Raw genomic sequence first — 19,610 nt, forward strand, 5'->3', positions numbered from 1 at the left:
AGCGCAGTTACCGCAGTAAGGCGACGAGCGCGACGAGGACGGCGCCCACGACGACGCCGGCACCGATGAGGACCGCCGGGGTCTGAACGGCGTTGGCGACGCTGATGGCGACGGCGATTGCGAGCAGGCCGAGACCGAGCACGGGCAGCGTCCGCCGACTGGGGAGGACGCCCGCGAGGCGGTCGGTGAGCGGTGGTTTCGACGGGCCGGTGTCCTCGGTCTGGGGCGTCGAGAGCGTCTCGTCGACGTCGACCGACTGGTCGTCCGTCTCGGGTTCGACCGTCACCTCGATTTCGACCGTCTCGGAGCCGTAGCCGGTGGCGATTTGGAGCGTCCCCGTCACGGGCGAGTCGACGGATTCGACGCCGATGGGGACCGAATGCGTCGCGCCTTGCTCGACGAAGATATTGCCGTCGGAGTCGACGCGTGCCACGGCCGAGAGGGCGTCGTCGGCGTGGACGTGAGCGTGGACGGCTTCACCGTGGTTGCGGAGTTCGAGGGAGAACGACCGGTCGATGGTGAACTCGGCAGGCGCCTCCACAGTGTGAAGCGCTCCACGGTTTAACTCGACGAGCAAGACCGGAGTCACACACGGGAGTCACACCGAGGGACGAAAAAACTTCAGGCCGAACGCCGGGTCGACGGCGCGTCCCGCGTCATTCTTCGTCGCGCATGTCCGGCGGCAGGAGGTTCGGGATGCCGTCCTCGATGGGGTACACCTCGCCCGTGGTGGTTCCGATGAGGCGGCCTTCGACGATTTCCTCGCCGTCTCGCTCCTCGACTTCGAGTTCGAGGTCGCTCTTGTCGAGCGGGTCACAGAGGATTTCCATTAGGGATTCCTTCATTGGACGGGAGGTGGCGGCGGGCCGATAAAAATCCACGGGTCCGGCGCGACTCAGGCGCGCCAGATTGCCGTCACGACCCGGTCGTCTCGTTCGACCGTCTCGTACGCGAACCCCCGGTCGTCGAGGCGGGGGAACAGGTGCTGTGGAACGCGGTCATTTACCTGCACGATGACGCCGTCGTCGAGGTCCGCGGCGGTTTCGAGCGTCTGTTTCAGCGGCTCCGGCGGCGGCAGTTCCCGCACGTCGAGCACCTCGCGGGAGTCGGTCGCCGGGGCGTCCGTCTCGGCCAAGAGGGTATCGACGCCTGACATACATACTCGTTGAACGGGGCGCACCGAGGGGGTTGCCCCGAACACGTTCGCCCGGAGTTTCGTCCGGGACGAGGTTCTTGGTAGTGGCGACAGGACTCCCGCTATGGAATCAGTCACCGTCTCGCGGACGATTGCCGCACCGAGAGAGGTCGTACAGTCGGCGATGGAGGACGTAGAGACGTTCATGCTCGCCGCGGGTTTCGACGACGTGACCGTGGAGGGCGACCGCATCGACCTCGAAAACCGGGTGGGCATCGCGACCATCGAACTGACGCTCGAACGCGTCGACGTTCAGGACGCCGTCCTCGCGTACGAACAGCGCGACGGCATCTTCGAGTCGATGCGCACCGTCTATCGGCTCTCCGACGCGGGCGAGGCCGGAACCACCGTCGAGGCGACGACGGACTTCGCCCTCGACGTGGCGCTCGTCGGCGACCTGCTCGATTCGACGGTCATCCGCCGCCAGCGCCGCAAAGAGCTCGAAGCGCAGTTCGACTACCTCGAATCGGCGGCGGACTGACGTTCTGACACCCAACTGAAACGAACGTGTTCGGGGGACGATTTGGGGGCGAGCGACTACAATCACTCTCTATGAGCCAATCCGATAGCACCGTCCACGACACGTCGTGGTCGGCGAACCTCGAAGGTCCCGAACACGCCGCCAGTCGCGACCTGTTGATGGAGCAGGCAATCGAGGCCGTCGAACAGACGGCCCCGGGCAACCACGTCAATCTCGTCACGCACGCCGACCACGGTCACCCGGAGGCGTACCTCTATCCGACGCTCCGAGAGCGGTTCGAGGACGTGACCCTCGAGTACGTCGACCAGTGTGGGTGTGGCGGATACGTCACTCGCGTTCACGTCTGACCATGCACGCCAACGTCGACACGGACCGACGGCCGTTCGTGCTCGTGTGGGAACTGACGCGAGCGTGTGAGCTGACGTGCAAGCACTGCCGGGCCGACGCCCAACCGGACCGCCACCCCGACGAACTCACGACCGAGGAGGGGAAGGCGCTCCTCGACGAGGCGCGAGCGTTCGGCGAGAACCAACTGGTCGTCCTCTCGGGCGGCGACCCACTCGTCCGCGACGACACCGTCGAACTCGTCGAGTACGGGGCGGACCGCGGCCTCCTGATGACGCTGACGCCGAGCGGAACGGCGTCGCTGACGCCCGACCGCGTCTCGGCGCTCGCCGACGCGGGGGCACGTCGCCTCGCGCTGAGCATCGACGGTGGCTCGCGCGCCACGCACGACGAGTTCCGCGGCGAGCCCGGAAGTTTCGATTCGACGCTCCGCGCGGCGCGTGCGGCCCACGACGCCGGCCTCCCCCTCCAGATAAACACGACCGTCTGCGCCCAGACGGTCGACGACCTCCCGGCGATTCGCGAGTTGGTCTCCGACCTCGGTGCGGTGCTCTGGTCGGTGTTCTTCCTCGTGCCCGTCGGCCGCGGGGCCGTCCTCGACTCCATCGACCCGGACCGCGCCGAAGACGTGATGGCGTGGCTGGCGGCGGTCGAAGACGACGCCTCCTTCGGGGTCAAGACCACGGAAGCGCCCCACTACCGGCGGGTCGCGCTCCAAGAGCGACAGGGAGACGGCGCCGACGCCGCCGCCGACGCCATCGGTCGCCGGACGGGAATCACGGCCGGCGACGGCTTCGCGTTCGTCAGCCACGTCGGCGACGTGTATCCCTCCGGCTTCCTCCCGGAGTCGGCGGGGAACGTCCGCGAACAGGGGCTGGTCGAGACGTATCGCGACGCGGACCTGTTCACCAGCCTCCGCGACCCCGACGCGCTCCGCGGGAAGTGTGGCGCGTGCGAGTATCGCGGCGTCTGCGGCGGGAGTCGGTCGCGCGCGTACGCCACGACGGGCGACCCGCTGGCGAGCGACCCACTCTGTGCATACGTCCCCGAAGAGTACGACGGACCGCTCCCGGACGGCAGAACGCCGGTCTCGGGCGACTGAGCCATGCCGTCGCAACGCTGTGCCGAACGCGGCGATAGTCCCACGGCGGACGACTTTCCCGCCCGCCTCCGTCGGAGTGGCGTCGCCGTCGCGGAGCGAGAACTGGCGACGGCGCTGACGGCGCTCGACGGACTGACGCCGGCCCAGCGCCGGACCGTCGCCTGCATGGCGCATCGAATCGCCGCCGGCGTCCTCGACCCGGCGCGAGCGGCGGCCGACGACGACCCTGCGGTCGCGCGACTGTTCGACCCGGAACATATTCGGGAGAGAGAGTAGGGCGTCCCGAGCTGTACCTACAGCCATGTCACTCATCCCGCGCCCCGGTTCAAACGACGACGACGGGTTCGACGACTACGACGCCTTCGTCCCCGAACACGTTCCCGAACCAGGCCCGTTCCTCGACGGGCACGACGTGTTGGAGGGTCGCGACCACACCGCGTTCCACCGACTCACGCGACAGCTGTTCGAGGAGCGCACCGTCTACGACGTGACCTTCGGCTACAACCTCGCGCGCCTGAACCTCGACGCGCGGCATCCGAACGCGGGGTACCGCTACGCCGTCGACGCGGACGACTCGAACGTCCTCCGCGCGGAGTTCACGCCGACGACGGAGTTCTGCCCGCAGAGCGACACGCTGGCGACGGCGTCGTTCCGCGCGTGGAACGCCGACGACGCGACCCACGAATTCGACCTCGTTCGCGTCCGCGTCGCGCCCATGCACGGCGCGAGCACGCGCATCAACGCCCGCCTCACGGACTTGGAGTCGACGTATCAGGAGACGGGCGAGATTCCGGACGAGGGCGAGTCGGCGGACGCGTCGAGTCCCTTCTAAGACTGGTCGGCGTCGACGCCGCCCGTCGCCGCGCGGCGGAGCGACCCGGGCGCGTGTCGCCACACGACCAGCGCGACGTTCAGAGTGAACACCGCGAGGCCGAACGCGAGGGCGCCGCCGCCGAGCGTCCGAACCGCAGCCTGACTGGCCCACTCGCCGGCGACGAGGAGCGCACCCCCGCCAGCGACGAGTACGAGGTCCGCCGTTTCGAGGCGGTCGTCGTACAGGTCGTCTATCATGGGCACGTCCTCGAATCCCAGTCGGTCGCTGTACCGGTGGACCCAGACGAGGAAGGGGACGATGTGGTACAGCGTCCCGACGAGGACGAGGACGAAGACCATCGCGAGGAGGTGGGCCGTGCCCGGCGCTCCGAACGTCGCGTCGCCGGCGAGGGGGGCACGGAGCCACGCCGGAATCGTCAGGAGCGTCCAGAGCGCCAGCACGGGCACGAGAAGCCCGTAGCGAGTCAGCATCGGCGTCCACTCGACGCGGGCGTCGCGGAGTCGACGCCCGAGGACGACGACGACGGCGAGGACGCCCGCGAGGAGGAGCGCAGCGCCGAGGCGGGCGAGTGACGCGGCGCCGAGGAGTCGACCGGCCGCGAGTGCGACGACACCAATCGGATAGACCACCATCTCTGCACGCTGGAGCGCCCGGTCGGTGTCGTCGAGGTCGGTCTGGCCGAACATGGTGACGAGTTGGTAGAGCGCGCCGAAGACGGTGGTGAGGACGGCGCCGAAGAGAGCGAGGGTGGCGTGGGCGCTGACGACGGCACCGCGGGGCACTGCGGGGGCGAGAAACGGCACCACGAGGTCGACGGCCAAGCCGAGGCCGAGCGTCGTCAGCGCGACGAAGAAGGCAAGCGCGACGGCGAAGTGGCGTTCGGTCACGTCGAGCGGACGGCTGGCGGCGAGCGTCCGCCCCACGTTGTAGGCGAGCACCCAGAAGCCGGCGAGGACGAGGCCCCCGAAGACGGGGAGCGCCACGAGTCGGCCGGTCAGGAGGGCGGCGACGAAGCCGAGCAGTCCGCCGGTGAGGAGCCACAGCTGGGCGCTCGCGAGCCGCCGGGAGTGGAGCGCCGTCCCCGACCAGACGGGGACGAACTGCGTCATCGCGCCCGCGATGGTGAGGCAGACGAAGCCCACGAGCAGTAGGTGGAGGTGGGCGAGGCGCGCGAACCCGGGGACGGACCAGAGGGTGTCGACGACGCCGAGGGCCGCGCCGGCGAGCAGGAACCCCAGCGCGACGACGAAGTGTCTGAGCGGGATTGCGAGCGGCGGCTGGCTGGACGTGTCCACGTCGCTGGGAACAGCGGCCATATCTGAATATAAAGGACCGGTCGCCCTGAGTCTCGCGGCGAACGTGTTCGGGGTCGTGTGAGACGCGTCGGCGACACCGCCCGAACCGGGTTTTTAATACGTGGGGCGTTTGAGTGCCGGATATGCCAACCGCCGAAGTTTCGCTCCCGGACGACGTGGACATCGAGATTCGACAGCTCATCGAGGAAGGCGAGTTCATCAACCGCGACCAGGCCGTCGAGGAACTCCTGTCGCTCGGCGTGTCGGCCTACACGACCGAGGAGTCGACGAGTCAGGTCGCGGACGAAGACCTGTTCACGCAGGTCGTTGAGGACCAGCAAGACCCAGCAATGCGGAACGAAGGCGGCGACGACGAACGCACGCTGTAAGCGCTACTCGGCAAGCAGATTCGCGGACATCGCGTCGAACTGCTCGCGTTCGTCCGCCCAGAACGAGCGCAGGTCGCCGATTGGCTGGTTGACGGGTTCCGCTACCTCGGAGTGTGTCTCGTACTCCTGACTCTGCTTGACCTCGTGGTAGGCGTCTCGGAAGGCCATCCCTCCTTTGACTTTCTGGTTGGCGGTGTAGGCGGCGAAGATGCCGTCGTCGATTTCGAAGTCGTCGGAGAGTTCGAGGCTCTCGACGAGTGGTGTGAGGATGTCGAGCGTCGCCCGAACGGTGTCGATACCCTCGATGAGGTGGCCCTTCGTCTGCTGGCTATCGCGGTTGTAGCCGCTCGGGAGTTTGCCGATGATTCGGCGGATGGCCTCCTTGCCGGCCGACACCTCCTCGGCTTTCGCCCGCGCGAGTTCGAGGATGTCGGGGTTGCGCTTCTGGGGCATGATGGAACTGCCCGTCGTGTAGTCGTCGGCGAGTTCGAAGAACTGCTGGTCCTCGGAGAAGTTGATGACGTCCTCGGCCAGTTTCTGCACGTCGAGCATCACCAAATCGAGCGCCTGCAACAGTTGCAGTTCCTGTTTCCCGCGGTTCGAACAGTAGATGGGGTTATGCTGTTTCTGCGAGAAGCCGAGGAGGTCGGTCGTCAGGTCGCGGTCGATGTCGAGACTGGTGCCGTACGACGCCGCGGCGCCCAGCGGGTTGCTGTCGATTATCCGATAGGTCGCGCGGAGTGATTTCAGGTCGTCGATGAGCGCGTCGACGTAGCTCGACGCCCACAACCCCGTCGAAGACGGCATCGCCTGTTGCTGGTGGGTGTAGCCGGGGATGAGCATGTTCTTCTCCTCGGCGAAGGTGCTGAGCGCGTCGATAAAGTCCAGCAGTCGGTGCGCCAGGTCGATGGTCGCGTCTTTCATGAACAGGCGCGTGTCGACGAAAATCTGGTCGTTGCGAGAGCGGGCGAGGTGCATCTTCTTGCCCGCCTCCGTTCGCTGGGTGACGCGTTCCTCGACGAACGTGTGAACGTCCTCACCCTCCACCTCGTCGGCCTCGTGATAGAGGTCGGTCAGGGCCGCGCGAAGTTCGTCGAGTTCGGTGTCGGTCACGAACCCCTGCCGGTTGAGCATCGTGACGTGGGCGAGGTTCGTCAGCACGTCGTACGGGAGAAACCGGTTCTCGAACTCCTTTGGCTCCATCGTGTACTGCAACGTCGCCTCGCTGGCCGAGTGCTCGGTGTTCTCCCAAAGCATGCACTCGCGTACCCGCAGACTGCACTAAAGGGTTTTGTACCGCCTCGGTCCGGGCGGCCAGCGGGTCAGACTGCCGTTTCCGACTGCCCCTTCAGGCCGAGGAACTCACGGACTTCGTCGGGCGTGGCTATCTCCCTGCCAGCGACTTCGCGCGTCAAGCGCACCATCTTCTCGACGAGTTCGGCGTTGCTCTCCGCGAGGCGCCCGCGTTCGAGAAAGAGGTTGTCTTCGAGGCCGACGCGGGCGTGTCCGCCCATCGACACCGCCTGCGTGCCGAGGGGGAACTCCTTGCGTCCGGCGCCGATAGCCGAGAAGGAGTAGTCGTCGCCGAACAGGTCGTCCGCGATGTCGACGAGGTGAGAGAGGTTCTTCGCCGACGCGCCGATGCCGCCGTGGATGCCCATCACGAACTGGATGTGAAGCGGCGTCGAGAGCAAGCCCCGGTCGACGAGGTGTTTCGCGTTGTAGAGGTGGCCCACGTCGTACACCTCGAGTTCGGGGACAGTGCCGTGCTCGTCAAAGATTGGGAGGATAGATTCGAGGTCCTCGAACGTGTTTCGGAAGACGTTGTCCCGAGAGGCTTCGAGGTGTTCCGGTTCCCAGTCGTATTCGAACTCGTCGAAAGCGTCGGCCATCTGGTAGAGGCCGAAGTTGATGGAACCCATGTTACAGGAGGCCATCTCGGGTTCGAGCGCTGGCACGACGGAGATGCGCTCCTCGACGGGCATCGTCGGGTTGCCCCCAGTCGTCGGTTGGACGATGGCGTCACATTCGGCTTCGACGGTTTCGGCCACCTGCCGGAACAGGTCGAGGTCGGTGACGGGTTCACCCGTCTCTTCGTCACGGACGTGTATGTGGACGATGCTCGCGCCCGCCTCCGCGGCGGCGATGGCCTCTGCCGCGATTTCCTCGGCGGTGATGGGGAGGTGTGGCGACATGGTCGGCGTGTGAATGGCCCCGGTCACCGCACACGAGATGATGGTCTTCTCGAAGTCGCGCATGCCCCATCGCACGGGGGAGACGACCATAGTAGTATGGCTCGACTCCCCGAACCCTCTTGGCTCGGGGTGGGGTACGCGGAGGTAATGGACCGACACGACATGGCCGTCGAGGCGGCCCGGGCGGGCGCCGACCTCGCCATGGAGCTGTTTCGGACGACTCTCGAGGTGGAGACGAAGTCGTCGGCCACCGACTACGTCACCGAGGCCGACCGGGGCGCCCAACGACGCGTAATCGAGCGCATCGCGGAGGAGTTCCCCGACGACGCCATCGTCGGCGAGGAGGGCGACCAGCGTTCCCGCCTGCGCCCCGGTGAGACGGCGTGGGTCGTCGACCCCATCGACGGCACGACGAACTACGTCCGCGGCCTGCCCATCTGGGTGACGAGCGTCGCGGCCGTCGAGGACGGCGAGACGGTGGCCGCCGCGAACGTCTGGCCGGCACTCGACACCGAGTACCACGCGGGCACGCACGGCGTCACCTGCGATGGCGACGCGACGACGGTGAGCGAGGTGACCGACATCGGGTCGAGTCTCGTCGCGCCGACGCTCCGCTACGACCGGGAGTACACGTACGCGGCGTTGCTCGATTCCATCTCGCCCGTCGTGGGCGATATTCGTCGCCTCGGCTCCGCGCAGGCGACGCTCTCACTCGTCGCCGACGGCCGCCTCGACGCCGCCGTCGGTCTCCTCGAAACGCACCCGTGGGACACCGTCGCCGGCGTCCACCTCGTCGAACGCGCTGGGGGGCGAGTGACGGATTTGGACGGCAACCCGTGGACGCCGGCGAGTGAAGGCATCGTCGCCTCGAACGGCGATATTCACGAGGAGCTGCTCGCGGCGCTGCCCGAGTGAGTAGCGATCGATACACCGAATTCAAGTGTGTCAGTTGAGAGTTATTTCATGTGGACCTACTGCATCTACTCGTGGGGATTGGGTCTGCGCTGCTCGGCGTCGCGTACATCTTGGTCCCTAACTGGCTCTATCACTTCGGCCTCGACTCCTTGCGTGACACACAGTCAGCTCCGTCCGAACCATCCGATCTGCTGCTGTGGACGTTCCGATTTATCGGAGTGTGTCTCGTCATCGTGAGTGTCGCATACGTGGTCTGAGACACACCAAGCCACACTTCGCTGGGTGTGAGAGTGACCGCTATCCTCTATTTTCACGTCACGACAGCGGAATATTGTAGCACAGTGGTTGTGTCGAACGATGGAATCCCGACGTTCTGAATCATTTCTAGGACGGGCGACCACACCCCCGACACACGAAAACATATTACTCGCGCCGGATGCAGTTCGGAGCATGAGCCGAGAACGGGCACAGCAGACCGACGACGTCGTCTACCACCCCTCTCGGGAGTTCGTCGAGTCGACGAACGTCTGGGAGTTCATGCAGACCTACGACATCGACGACTACGACGAGTTGATAGCGCGCACCACCTCGCGCGTCGAGGGCGAACCGCGCTCCGGCGTGACGTGGTTCTGGGACGAACTCGTCGACTACCTCGACATCGAATTCAACGAGGGGTACGACGCCGTCCGGAACGATGCCGAGGGCCCGCAGTTCACGCAGTGGTTCCCCGGCGGGAAACTCAACGCCGCGCACAACACGGTTGACCGCTACGCGGCGGCCGACTCGGACCGCCGCAACACGGTCGCCTGCATCTGGGAGGGCGAACCCGGCGACGTGCGCGAGGTGACGTATCACGAACTCGCCAAGCAGTCCAACCGCGTGGCGAACTACCTCGAATCCCGGGGCGTCGGCACGGGCGACACCGTCGGCCTGTATATGCCGATGGTGCCCGAGGTGGTCTCGATTCTCTACGGCTGTTTCAAGGTGGGCGCCGTCGCCGTCCCCATCTTCTCCGGATTCGGCGTCGACGCCACCGCGACCCGCATCGGCGACGCGGAGTGTTCGGTGCTCTTCACGGGCGACGGGTTCTACCGCCGCGGCAGTCAGGTGACGCTGAAGGCGGCGGCCGACGACGCCATCGAACAGGCGGGCCACGTCGAACACACCGTCGTCTACGACCGTCTCGGCCTCGTCAGCGACGGCGAGATTCCGTGGGACGACGACCGAGACGAGCGCTGGGCGGACGTCGTCGAGACGGCCGACGACGACTACGACACCAAGTCCCTGCCCGCGAATCAGGAGTCGATGCTCCTCTACTCCTCGGGGACGACGGGGAAACCGAAGGGCATCGTCCACACCCACGCCGGCGCCCTGATGCAGGCGGCCAAGGAGGTGTACTTCGGGATGGACCTCAAGCCCTCGGACCGCTTCTTCTGGGTGAGCGACATCGGCTGGATGATGGGTCCGTGGACGCTGATGGGCACGCACGCCCACGGCGGGACGGTGGTGATGTACGAGGGGGCGCCCGACCACCCCGAACCCGACCGCTTCTGGGAGCTCATCGACGACCACGGCGTCACGCAGTTCGGCATCTCGCCCACCGCGATTCGCGCGCTCCGCAAGCGTGGCGACGAGTGGGTTGAGGGTCACGACCTGTCCAGTCTGCGCTTGCTGGGGTCGACGGGCGAACCGTGGGACGCCGAGTCGTGGCTCTGGTTCCACGAGGAGGTCGGCGGCGGCGACACGCCAATCATCAACATCTCGGGCGGCACGGAGATAATGGGCTGTTTCCTGATGCCCATGCCCATCACGCCGCTCAAGCCCTGCACCCTCGGCGGCCCGGGGTTGGGGATGGATATCGACATCGTGGACCGCGAGGGCGACTCCATCGCCGAGACGAACGACCGGGGATTCCTCGTCGCGCGCGACTCCTGTCCCAGCATGACCAAGTCGCTCTGGAGCGGCGACGACCGATATCTGGAGGAGTACTGGAGTTCGTGGCCCGACCTCTGGGACCACGGCGACTGGGCACAGCAAGACGAAGACGGGTTCTGGTTCCTCCACGGCCGCGCCGACGACGCCCTCAACGTCGCGGGCCGGAAGGTCGGCCCCGCGGAAGTCGAGGGCGCGGCGATGGAACACGAGGCGGTGAATCAGGCCGCCGCCGTGGGCGCCCCCGACGACACGACGGGCACCGCCGTCGTCCTCTACGTCGTCCTCGAAGCCGGCGCGACGGAGAGCGAGGACCTCCGCGAGGCAGTTCGCGATACCGTGGGCGCGGAACTCGGCAAGCCCTTCCGCCCGCGCGAAGTGCTGTTCGTCGACGCCTTCCCCAAGACCCAGAGCGGGAAGATAATCCGCCGCGCCATCGAAGCCGTCTACCGCGGCGAGGAACTCGGCGACATGAGCAGCATCGAGAACCCCGACGTGTTGGACGATATCGAGGACGCGCGGTAGGGGACGTACACTGTCGGCTGTGACTGATTCGAGGACTTCGGCACCCGGGGATGCCGACGTTCTGTATCGACGTACAGCCGACAGTATTAGTCTCGCCGCGACGTTGGGGAGACGATGACCGACGACCGACAGCGATTCTCGTTCGCGTACCGCCCGGGCGACATCACGTGCCGACCGGGGTGTGTGACAGACCTCGATGCAACGATGGCGCGCCACGACTGGGACCGCGCGCTCGTCGTCTGCGGGCAGACCGTGGGCTCGACGCCCGCGGTGATGGACCCGATTCGCGACGGCCTCGGCGACCGCCTCGCGGGCGTCTTCGCGGAGACGACGCCCGAGAAGTACCTCGGCACCGCCATCGAGGGCGTCGAACGCGCCCGCGACGTCGACGCCGACGTCCTCGTCGCCGTCGGCGGCGGGAGTTCGCTCGACGTGGCGAAGGTGATGGCGACGCTGACGACCCACGACGCCGACCCGCGGGCGGTTGGCGAGCGAGCGGTCGCGGACGCCTCGCTCTCGGTCGAAGCGGGCGACCCGCTCCCCGTCGTCGCCGTCCCGACGACGCTCGCGGGCGCCGACCTCTCGACCGTCGCGGGCGTGACCTTCGCCCTCGGCCCCGACGCCGACCGGCCGGCGAGTGGCGGCGTCGGCGACGAACGCCTGATGCCGCGAGCGCTCTGCTACGACGCCGACCTGTTTCGGACGACGCCCACGAACGTCCTGACCGCCTCGGCGATGAACGGCTTCGACAAGGGGGTCGAGGCACTCTACACCCGCAACTCGACGCCGGTCACCGACGGCACCGCCGCTCGCGGGCTTCGCCTGTTGCGCTCGGGCCTGCCGACGCTCCGCGACGACCCGATGGACGCCGACCGACTCGACGACGTACTCGCGGGCATCGTCTGCGTGCAGTACGGCGTCTCGACGCCCGGCGCGTACAAGCTATCCATCATTCACGCCTTCGGTCACGGCCTCTCACGCACCGCCGACGTACATCAGGGCGCCGTCCACGGCGTCGTCGCCCCGCACGTCCTGCGCTATCTCTTCGAGAACGTCGACGGCCGGCGCGACCTGTTGGCGGAGGCACTCGGCGTCGACGCGTCTGAGGGCGACGTGGCCGAGGGCGTCGTGGCGGCGGTGGCGGAGGTGCGCGACGCGTTGGGACTTCCCGACAGACTGCGGACTCTCGACGGCGTGACGCGGACTGACTTGGACGATATCGCGGCGCGGACCGTCGAGGACTCGCTGATGGCGACGGTGCCGACGGATCTGGACCCGACGGTCGAGGACGTTCGTGGGGTCCTCGACGCGGCGTGGTAGTCGCCCGTCGAGAAGGGTTACGCGGCGGACGGTCGCGACTCGGGGACGGCGGAGAGAATCAGCGCGGGCCGAAGCTCTCGGCCTGCAGGTCGTCGACGCCGACGGCGTCGGCGACGGTCTTGGCGTCGCGGACGAACGACTCGAAGCCGAAGACGTAGACGGTGGCGTCACCGGCCGCCGCGAGGGTGTCAGCGGCTTCGTCGAGCGAACTGACGAGGAGGACCGTCGCGCCCGCCGATTCGAGGGCGTCGAGGCGGTCCCGATGCGGCGGTTCCTCGCCCCAGAAGACGACCGTGGCGTCGTGGTCGGCGCGGGTCGCACGCTCGGCGATGCCGACCGCCGGACCGATGCCCGGGCCCTCGGCGACGACGATGGCGTCACCGTCGCCCGTGTACTGTACGTCGCCGAACGGCCCCTCTATCTCGACCGTGTCGCCGGGTTCGCGTTCGGCCAGCCACGGAGCGAGCGTTCCCTCGGGGACGTACTCGACGGTTATCTCCATCGTCTCCTCGGCGTCGGGCGAGGAGAGCGTGTAGTAGCCGGTCTCTTCGACGCCGTCGACGGTGGCGCGGACGAGGACGAACTGTCCGGGGTCGGCGTCGAACCCCTCGGGCGTCTCGAGTTCGAGCGCGACCGTTCGGGTGCCGACCTCCTCGATGGCGGTGACGGTGGTCTGGGTCATACCAATCCGTGGGGGGCGCCGGGGGATAAACCTTCGATGCGTCGTTCGGCTCCGGGCTACCAATCTATAAGGTGACAACGTCCCATGGCCGTCCTGAATGCACGACACGGTACTTTCGAGCGAGACGCGCACGGTCGTCTCGCCGGGACGGATGGAACTCGGTGCCGGCGCGGTCGAAACGGTCGGCGAGCACGCGACCCGCTACGGCGACACGGCCCTCGTCGTCGCCACGGAGCAGATCTTCGAGTTCCACGGCGACACGGTCGTCGACCGGCTCGAAGCCGCCGGCGTCGACAGCGTCGTCTACACCGACGTGCGCCCCGATCCGACCGTCGAGAACATCGAGAGCGCCCACGCCCTGTACGAAGAGCACGACTGTGACCTCATCGTCACGCTCGGCGGGGGGTCCTCCATCGACACCGGCAAGGGCGTCGGTATCCTCGCCGCCAACGACGGCTCGATTCGCGACTTCGGCGTCGACCGCGCCGGCTACGAGGGCGTCCCCAATCCCATCCCGCCGCTCGTCGCCGTCAACACGACGGCCGGAACGGGTAGCGAAGCGACGCGCTCGGTCGTCGTCAGCGACGAGTCCACGTCGACGAAGTTCCTCATCGTCTCCGCGAACGTCGTCCCCGACGTGGCTATCGAGGACCCGGAACTCACCGTCTCGCTCCCGAAGAGCCACACCGCCTTCACGGGCATCGACGCGCTCACCCACGCCATCGAGGCGTACGTCTCGGTCAAGTCCTACAGCGTCCCCGACGGCTACGCCGAGGCGGCGATGGAGCGTATCGTCCGCTCGCTCCCCGTCGCGTGGGCCAACGGCGACAATCTCGACGCCCGCGCCGACGTGATGGTCGGCCAGTTGCAGGCGGGACAGGCCTTCACGAACGCCTCCGTCGCCCTCGTCCACGGCCTCGCCCGACCGCTCGGCGCCCAACTCCACATCCCCCACGGCCTCGCGAACGGCCTCATCCTCCCCTACGTCGTCGAGTTCTCGTCGGCGGCCGCACCGGAGAAGTACGCCGAAATCGCGCGCATCCTCGGCGTCGCCGACGCCCGCACGCCGACGCGCGAGGCCGCCGACGCCGCCGCCGAGGGAATCCTCCGCCTCTGTGAAGACGTGGACCTCACGGGCTATCTCGACGATTTCGGCGAGGTTCCCAGCCGCGACGAGTACCTCGACGTAGTCGACGAGATGGTCCAAGACGCCATCGACTCCGGGTCACCCGACAACAACCCCCGAAAACCCACCCGGGACGAACTCGCCGACCTCTACGTCACCATCTACGACGACGCGCTGGCGCCGGACAGTCCGCGCCGCTCCTGACCCAACGTGCCCTCCACGGCCACCCTGTTCGGCGGCGTCATGCTCGCCATCGGCCTGTTCGTCACGCTCGTCAGCCTCCGCTACGTCTGGCGGGCGAGCGGTCTCCTGCGAGCGACGCCCCTCTCGCGAATCGAAGACGCCGCGGACGGGGCGCTCGTGCGAGTCTCGGGGACCGTCGAATCGACCGGCGAGACGGTTTCGGCGCCGTTCAGCGGCATCGACTGCGTCGCACTCCGGACGACGGTCACGGAGCGTCGACTCAGCTCCTACCTCCTGCCGACCGACGTGACGATTCACGAACCGACCCAGAGCGTCGATTTCGCGGTGCGAACACCCCACGCCGCGATTCCGGTGGACGCGCCGCGTCAGACCGTCGCGCTCGACCAGGTCAGCATCGCGACGGTCGCCCCCGACGACTCGCCGCCCGAACGCATCGCCCAGTACGTGCGCGAGACGCCCGAAATATCGGCCGAGCCGTGGTCGCTACCGGCGCCCGTGTCGTCTCTCGCCCGCGCCCTCTCACTCGGGCGGCGACGCTACAGCGAGTATCGAGCGTGTCCGGGCGACGACGTGACCGTGGTCGGCCGCGTCGACGGCGGGAGCGTTAGCCCCCTCGTCGTCGCCACCGATACGCCGATGCGGGCGCTCGTCGGGACGGCGACGACGTCGCTCGCGGGGCTTCTCGTCGGCGTCGTCGGCCTCGCACTCGGGTGCCTGCTAGTGGTCGCCGGGTGAGTCGTGGATGCTGTCGAACTCTGTACCCAGTGCCGTCAGGACTCCCGCCACTTGTGGCCACACTCCACACAGGTGAACAGCCGAACCTCGTACGAGCCACCCGGCTTCGGCAGCATCTCGTAGTAGGCCTGATCGCCGTCGCAGTCGTCTGCCGGACAGGGCTCCTGCATCGTCTCGGTGGCGTCCTGTGTCGTGGCGGGCATCCGCCGACCAGTACCGCGGCCCGTCTTCGGCGGCGGGAAACACTGGAATCGACGATATTAGCGAACGTCGCCGTCGGGCGGGTCGGCGTCGACCGGTCCCGAGAGCGTCTCGTCGGAACGCCCACGGAGGCCGACCTTGTCGAACTTCCCCGTCGCCGTCTTCGGGAGCGACCCGAGGAACTCGAAGCGGTCGGGCACCCACCAGTCGGGGTAGCGGTCGCTGAGGCGGGCACACAAGTCGTCCCGAAGCGCCTCGGGGTCAGTCGCGTCGGCGACGAGGTAGGCGACCGGGCGCTCCCCCCAGCGCTCGTGGGGGATGCCGACGACGGCCGCCTCGCGTACCGCGTCGTGGTCCATGATGGCGGTTTCGAGCGCCTGCGAGGAAATCCACTCGCCCCCGGAGTTGATGACGTCGGCCGCGCGGTCGACGAGTTCGACGTAGCCGTCGGCGTCGATGGTCACCACGTCGCCGGTGCGGAGCCACGACCCTTCGAAGGCATCGGGGTCGGCGCCGTCGTAGTACTCGGTGGTGACCCACGGCCCGCGGACGAGGAGTTCGCCCATCGACTCGCCGTCGTGGGGGACGGTATCGCCGTCGTCGTCGACGACCCGAAATTCGAGGCCGGGGAGAATCAGCCCCTGTTTCGCTTGCTTGGCCACGCGCGTCTCCGCGTCGGCGTCGCGCAGGTCCGGTTTGAGGTGGGAGACGGCGCCGACGGGAGCCGTCTCGGTCATCCCCCACCCGTGGACCACCTCGACGCCGTACTCGTCGTACGCCCGAATCAAACGGGTCGGCGGGGCGGCGCCGCCGACGACGATTCGCTCCAGTGAGGAGAGGTCGGCGTCGTGGTCTTGGAGGTAGTCGAGGACGCCAAGCCAGACGGTGGGGACGCCCGCTGTGAGCGTGACGCCCTCCTCTTCGACGAGGGTCACGAGGTCTTCGGGGTCGGGCGAGGGGCCGGGGTAGACGTGTTTCGCGCCCGCCGCCGTCGCGGCGTAGGGAAGCCCCCACGCGTTGATGTGGAACATCGGGACGACGGGCATCACCACGTCGGCGTCGGCGATATCCAGCCCCATCGGCGTCTGAATCGCCATGGTGTGACTCCAGAGCATCCGCTGGGAGTAGGCGACGCCCTTCGGGTCGCCCGTCGTCCCCGAGGAGTAACAGAGGCCGGCGGGGTCGTCGCCGGCGAGGTCGGGGTAGTCGATGGCGGCGTCGTGGCCGGCGAGGAAGTCCTCGATACTCACCGACGCGAACGGGAGGTTGGGCGCGTCCGCGCCGACGACAACGACGCGGTCGACGCTCTCGAAGGCGTCGGGGTCGTAGGCGTCGACCAGCGTCTCCGCGAGCGATGCGTCGACTATGAGGAGGCGGTCGCCCGCCGCCGAGACGACCCGTTGGATGTCCTCCGCGGGGAGCAGGGGGTTGACCGTGTGTAACTGCGCGCCGAGATTCGGGACGGCGAAGTAGGCCTCGGCGTGGCGGTCGTGATTCCAGCAGAGGGTGCCCACGCGGTCACCGCGGTCGATGCCGGCCGCGCGGAGGGCGCTCGCCAGTCGGTCGACGCGGTCGGCGTACGTCGCGTACGTGTAGCGAACGGTCGAGTCGCCGCGACGAGCGACGAGTTCGCGGTCGGGATACAGGCGGGCGGTCCGCGAGAGAAACGGGCGGAGCGTCTGGGCGTGACCCGGCATACGCTACCGTAGCGCCGGGCGTCGGTAAAGGTCTCCCGACCACGTGGACCGGCGAGTCGCCACCGCGACGCCGCTGGAACGCCGTGCCCACACCCACCCCGAGAGTTTTGAGCGCTGGCGCCGAGGTGACGACATGGACCGTCCACGCGAGACGGGTGCGTTCGAGGAGTACGACGGCCCCCGCGGGTTCGCCCGGCAGGCGTTCGTCACCGGCGCGGCGGTGACGCTCCCGCTTATCGTTACGCTCGTCGTCGTCGGCGCAGTCGTCAACTTCGTCTCCCGACAGCTCGACCCGCTGGTTGGGGTGGTCACCTCGCTCACGGGGCTGAACCCCGCCTCGGAAGTCGTCGTGAAACTCCTCACCGTGCTGACGCTGCTCGCAACTATCTTCTGTATCGGCGCGGTGACCGAGCGCCGACCGAATCGCTCGGGGTTCGGCGCCTTCTTCGATACGCTCGTCTCGCGCATCCCCGGCGTCGGCTCCCTGTATCAGAGCATCGACGAGATGAGCGGCCTCCTCCTCGACAGCGACACCGACAGTTTCCAAGAGGTGAAACTGGTCGAGTTCCCCGAGCGAGGGTCGTACTCCGTCGCCTTCCTGACCGCCGAGACGCCCGACGTGGTGGCCGAGAGTGTCGGCGAAGACGAGATGGTGACGGTGTTTCTCCCCATGGCCCCGAACCCGGTGATGGGCGGGTACGTCCTCCACGTCGCCGACGAACAGGTCTACGACGTGGACATGACCGTCGAAGAGGGTATCCAGTCCATCGTCACCAGCGGCGTCGCCACCGGCCAGCGCTCCGAGGAGGAGCTCACCGAAGGGATGGTCGAACGGTTCGAGCGACGCCTCGAAACCGCGGACGTCGTCGGTATCGACGAACTGGAGTCGTACGCCGCCGACGCCTCAACGCAACTCGAAGAGACAGCGAAGGAGACGGTGGCGGCGGCCCGCGACCGCGCCAACGCGATGGAAGAAGAGTTCGAATCAGGGGACGAAGAGAGCGAGACAGACGAGCAGGACCGCAGCGACAGCTGACGCTCAGATTCGCACTCGCCCGCCGTTGCGCCGGAGCCACGTACCGCGTGACTGCGGGTTCGACACGCGCGCGCCCAGCGCCGTCCAAAATTCCGGGTCGCTCGGGTCGTGGGCCCGCCGCACGAGTGCGTGCGCGACGGCGTAACCGGCGACCGGTCGTGGCAGGAGGACGAGCCGCCAGTGGAGGTCCAAACGGTCGCCCGCGTCCCGGACCCACCGCCGGTCGGGAGACCCCACGCACACCGTCGGCGGCGACTCGGGCGCCACGTCGGCGGCACACTCCGGCAACACGTCGCTGGCGCGGTCGAGATACCACTCGTGGACGGCGCGGCGGCGGGCGTCGCGTGTCGCACCGCGGCGCGGGATTCGGAGGAGGAACCGCGAGCCGTCGAAGGTGAGCCGAGGCGAATCTATCTGACTCTCCGCGACGGTGAGCGGGTAGCGACGCCCGCCGTACCGCAGTTTCTCGCTGCGCTCGAACCGCCGGCCACGTCGCGGGCGCGCCGCGAGTCCGTACAGCGAATCGAGGAGCCACGCCCGCCGCGCGTCGAGTGTCGCCTCGATATCGGCGGGCGTCGCGTTCGGCGGGGCGCTGACCGTGACCGTCGCGTCGGCGGTCATCGACAGGTCGACGGCGTCGGCCTCGGGGTCGCGTTCGACGGTGTAGGGCACGGGCGTCACGCCGACGTGATAGACGGGGCCGTCGAAGGCGCCGTCGGTCACCGAAGCCACGAGAAGAGACCGCCGCGGTCGCGGTCGGTGTCGTCGTCCGGGCGTTCGTCGTCGGCGCGAAGTCCCTCGTGACGACCTTCGGCCAGCAGTTCGGCGTCGATGTCGTCCTGCGTGAAATCGAAGAACCGCTCCTCGGGGAGGTCGATATCGAGGACGTCGAGCGTGGTGGGGTCGCCCTGGTTGTCGAACGCCCGCCAGTCGTCGGGGCCGTAGGGGGCGCCGACGATGATGTGAACGTCACCCTGTCCGAAGGTTGCGAGGTCCGCATCGCTCGGGCGGAGGACGCCGTTCGGGTGAGAGTGGACCGACCCCACCGACTGCACGTCGTTGGGTTTCATCTCCGAGCGCACCGTCGCGCTGACGGGGTTCGACGTGGTGCCCGGGATGACGAGGACGTCGGTGATGACCTGCCCCCGACGGTCGAGGCCGAGTTTGCGTGCGTCCTCGGCCCGGAGAAAGCCCATGTACTCGTCGGGATGGGTCTCCTCGCTGGCCTCGCGGACGAACGTCAGCGTCTCCCGGGCGATTCCGAGGAGGTCGCTCGACCGAAATAGGCGCATATCGAACCGTTGCGGGCGCTCCTTCTAATACTGTCGGCTATGGCTGCTTCGAGCGACAGTGCGAACGCATCACGCACCTTATCCCTCATCCCTCCCAAAGATGCGGAG

The 19,610-nt window shown here is 67.8% G+C and carries 22 protein-coding genes and 1 pseudogene; 12 read left to right on the top strand and 11 right to left on the bottom strand.

The features are described from left to right. Positions 1-7 precede the first annotated feature (7 nt). From BLU18_RS02650 to BLU18_RS02660, 3 genes are all read right to left on the bottom strand, one after another. Positions 8-589, bottom strand: coding sequence for a DUF7524 family protein (locus BLU18_RS02650; RefSeq protein ID WP_092631051.1), 582 nt, complete (start codon positions 587-589; stop codon positions 8-10). A 67-nt stretch (positions 590-656) separates the two neighbouring features. Beyond that, positions 657-845 carry a methytransferase partner Trm112 gene (locus tag BLU18_RS02655; RefSeq protein ID WP_092631054.1) on the bottom strand — a complete coding sequence of 63 codons (189 nt, stop codon included), beginning with the start codon at positions 843-845 and terminating at the stop codon, positions 657-659. A gap of 50 nt (positions 846-895) precedes the next feature. Continuing rightward, entirely contained in the window at positions 896-1,156 is a 261-nt protein-coding gene (locus tag BLU18_RS02660) for a DUF2249 domain-containing protein (protein WP_092631057.1), read from the bottom strand. A gap of 103 nt (positions 1,157-1,259) precedes the next feature. Between BLU18_RS02660 and BLU18_RS02665 the strand changes: the two genes are divergently transcribed. From BLU18_RS02665 to BLU18_RS02685, 5 genes are all read left to right on the top strand, one after another. Next, the gene (locus BLU18_RS02665; protein WP_092631060.1) at positions 1,260-1,676 is read left to right on the top strand and encodes an SRPBCC family protein; all 417 of its coding nucleotides are present in this window, start codon (positions 1,260-1,262) and stop codon (positions 1,674-1,676) included. 71 nt (positions 1,677-1,747) lie between these two features. Continuing rightward, positions 1,748-2,023 (top strand): CGCGG family putative rSAM-modified RiPP protein, encoded by a 276-nt coding sequence (locus tag BLU18_RS02670; RefSeq protein WP_092631063.1) that lies wholly within the window; start codon positions 1,748-1,750, stop codon positions 2,021-2,023. Between the two features lie 2 nt (positions 2,024-2,025). Beyond that, on the top strand, positions 2,026-3,123 hold the full coding sequence (locus BLU18_RS02675; RefSeq protein WP_092631065.1) for a TIGR04053 family radical SAM/SPASM domain-containing protein: 1,098 nt from the start codon (positions 2,026-2,028) through the stop codon (positions 3,121-3,123). A 3-nt stretch (positions 3,124-3,126) separates the two neighbouring features. Continuing rightward, entirely contained in the window at positions 3,127-3,399 is a 273-nt protein-coding gene (locus tag BLU18_RS02680) for a hypothetical protein (protein WP_092631068.1), read from the top strand. Between the two features lie 25 nt (positions 3,400-3,424). Continuing rightward, entirely contained in the window at positions 3,425-3,955 is a 531-nt protein-coding gene (locus BLU18_RS02685) for a DUF7998 family protein (protein WP_092631072.1), read from the top strand. On the opposite strand, the gene BLU18_RS02690 is transcribed toward BLU18_RS02685, so the two are convergent. After that, positions 3,952-5,274 carry a hypothetical protein gene (locus BLU18_RS02690; protein ID WP_092631076.1) on the bottom strand — a complete coding sequence of 441 codons (1,323 nt, stop codon included), beginning with the start codon at positions 5,272-5,274 and terminating at the stop codon, positions 3,952-3,954. The two genes, BLU18_RS02685 and BLU18_RS02690, sit on opposite strands and share 4 nt — an antisense overlap. 122 nt (positions 5,275-5,396) lie before the next feature. Here BLU18_RS02690 and BLU18_RS02695 point away from each other — a divergent pair, with 122 nt between their 5' ends. Further along, complete coding sequence (locus BLU18_RS02695; RefSeq protein ID WP_092631079.1) at positions 5,397-5,642, top strand: DUF7120 family protein; 246 nt, start codon at positions 5,397-5,399, stop codon at positions 5,640-5,642. Between the two features lie 3 nt (positions 5,643-5,645). On the opposite strand, the gene BLU18_RS02700 is transcribed toward BLU18_RS02695, so the two are convergent. Beyond that, positions 5,646-6,899, bottom strand: a complete 1,254-nt coding sequence (locus tag BLU18_RS02700) for a lyase family protein (RefSeq protein WP_092631082.1) — start codon at positions 6,897-6,899, stop codon at positions 5,646-5,648. Between the two features lie 65 nt (positions 6,900-6,964). Then, entirely contained in the window at positions 6,965-7,900 is a 936-nt protein-coding gene (locus BLU18_RS02705) for a 3,5-dioxohexanoate:acetyl-CoA acetone transferase (protein ID WP_092631086.1), read from the bottom strand. 84 nt (positions 7,901-7,984) lie between these two features. Here BLU18_RS02705 and BLU18_RS02710 point away from each other — a divergent pair, with 84 nt between their 5' ends. From BLU18_RS02710 to BLU18_RS02725, 3 genes are all read left to right on the top strand, one after another. Beyond that, positions 7,985-8,752, top strand: coding sequence for an inositol monophosphatase family protein (locus BLU18_RS02710; protein WP_092631089.1), 768 nt, complete (start codon positions 7,985-7,987; stop codon positions 8,750-8,752). Positions 8,753-9,202: 450 nt separating this feature from the next. Continuing rightward, the gene (locus BLU18_RS02720) at positions 9,203-11,209 is read left to right on the top strand and encodes an AMP-binding protein (protein ID WP_092631096.1); all 2,007 of its coding nucleotides are present in this window, start codon (positions 9,203-9,205) and stop codon (positions 11,207-11,209) included. A gap of 114 nt (positions 11,210-11,323) precedes the next feature. Beyond that, positions 11,324-12,529, top strand: coding sequence for an iron-containing alcohol dehydrogenase family protein (locus BLU18_RS02725; RefSeq protein ID WP_092631099.1), 1,206 nt, complete (start codon positions 11,324-11,326; stop codon positions 12,527-12,529). A 58-nt stretch (positions 12,530-12,587) separates the two neighbouring features. Here BLU18_RS02725 and BLU18_RS02730 read toward each other — a convergent pair whose 3' ends face one another. Beyond that, positions 12,588-13,211 carry a ferredoxin--NADP reductase gene (locus BLU18_RS02730; RefSeq protein WP_092631102.1) on the bottom strand — a complete coding sequence of 208 codons (624 nt, stop codon included), beginning with the start codon at positions 13,209-13,211 and terminating at the stop codon, positions 12,588-12,590. 97 nt (positions 13,212-13,308) lie between these two features. On the opposite strand from BLU18_RS02730, the gene BLU18_RS02735 reads away from it, so the two are divergent. Next, positions 13,309-14,541: an iron-containing alcohol dehydrogenase gene (locus BLU18_RS02735; RefSeq protein WP_092631105.1), complete on the top strand. Its 1,233-nt coding sequence runs from the start codon at positions 13,309-13,311 to the stop codon at positions 14,539-14,541. Positions 14,542-14,547: 6 nt separating this feature from the next. Further along, positions 14,548-15,276 (top strand): hypothetical protein, encoded by a 729-nt coding sequence (locus tag BLU18_RS02740; RefSeq protein WP_092631108.1) that lies wholly within the window; start codon positions 14,548-14,550, stop codon positions 15,274-15,276. A 35-nt stretch (positions 15,277-15,311) separates the two neighbouring features. Here BLU18_RS02740 and BLU18_RS02745 read toward each other — a convergent pair. Next, positions 15,312-15,467 (bottom strand): annotated as a pseudogene (locus BLU18_RS02745) (DNA-directed RNA polymerase subunit M); the annotation flags it as partial. A gap of 69 nt (positions 15,468-15,536) precedes the next feature. Next, positions 15,537-17,174 carry a long-chain fatty acid--CoA ligase gene (locus BLU18_RS02750; protein ID WP_092631111.1) on the bottom strand — a complete coding sequence of 546 codons (1,638 nt, stop codon included), beginning with the start codon at positions 17,172-17,174 and terminating at the stop codon, positions 15,537-15,539. A 133-nt stretch (positions 17,175-17,307) separates the two neighbouring features. Here BLU18_RS02750 and BLU18_RS02755 point away from each other — a divergent pair, with 133 nt between their 5' ends. Further along, the gene (locus BLU18_RS02755) at positions 17,308-18,210 is read left to right on the top strand and encodes a DUF502 domain-containing protein (protein ID WP_092631114.1); all 903 of its coding nucleotides are present in this window, start codon (positions 17,308-17,310) and stop codon (positions 18,208-18,210) included. 3 nt (positions 18,211-18,213) lie between these two features. On the opposite strand, the gene BLU18_RS02760 is transcribed toward BLU18_RS02755, so the two are convergent. Beyond that, positions 18,214-18,942 carry a M48 family metallopeptidase gene (locus BLU18_RS02760; protein ID WP_176791166.1) on the bottom strand — a complete coding sequence of 243 codons (729 nt, stop codon included), beginning with the start codon at positions 18,940-18,942 and terminating at the stop codon, positions 18,214-18,216. Further along, a complete protein-coding gene (locus BLU18_RS02765; protein ID WP_092631122.1) occupies positions 18,930-19,502 on the bottom strand; it encodes a Mov34/MPN/PAD-1 family protein in 573 nt (190 codons plus the stop codon). The genes BLU18_RS02760 and BLU18_RS02765 overlap by 13 nt, the downstream gene beginning before the upstream one ends. Positions 19,503-19,610 lie beyond the last annotated feature (108 nt).

The sequence above is a fragment of the Haloplanus vescus genome (assembly GCF_900107665.1).
Taxonomy (GTDB): domain Archaea; phylum Halobacteriota; class Halobacteria; order Halobacteriales; family Haloferacaceae; genus Haloplanus; species Haloplanus vescus.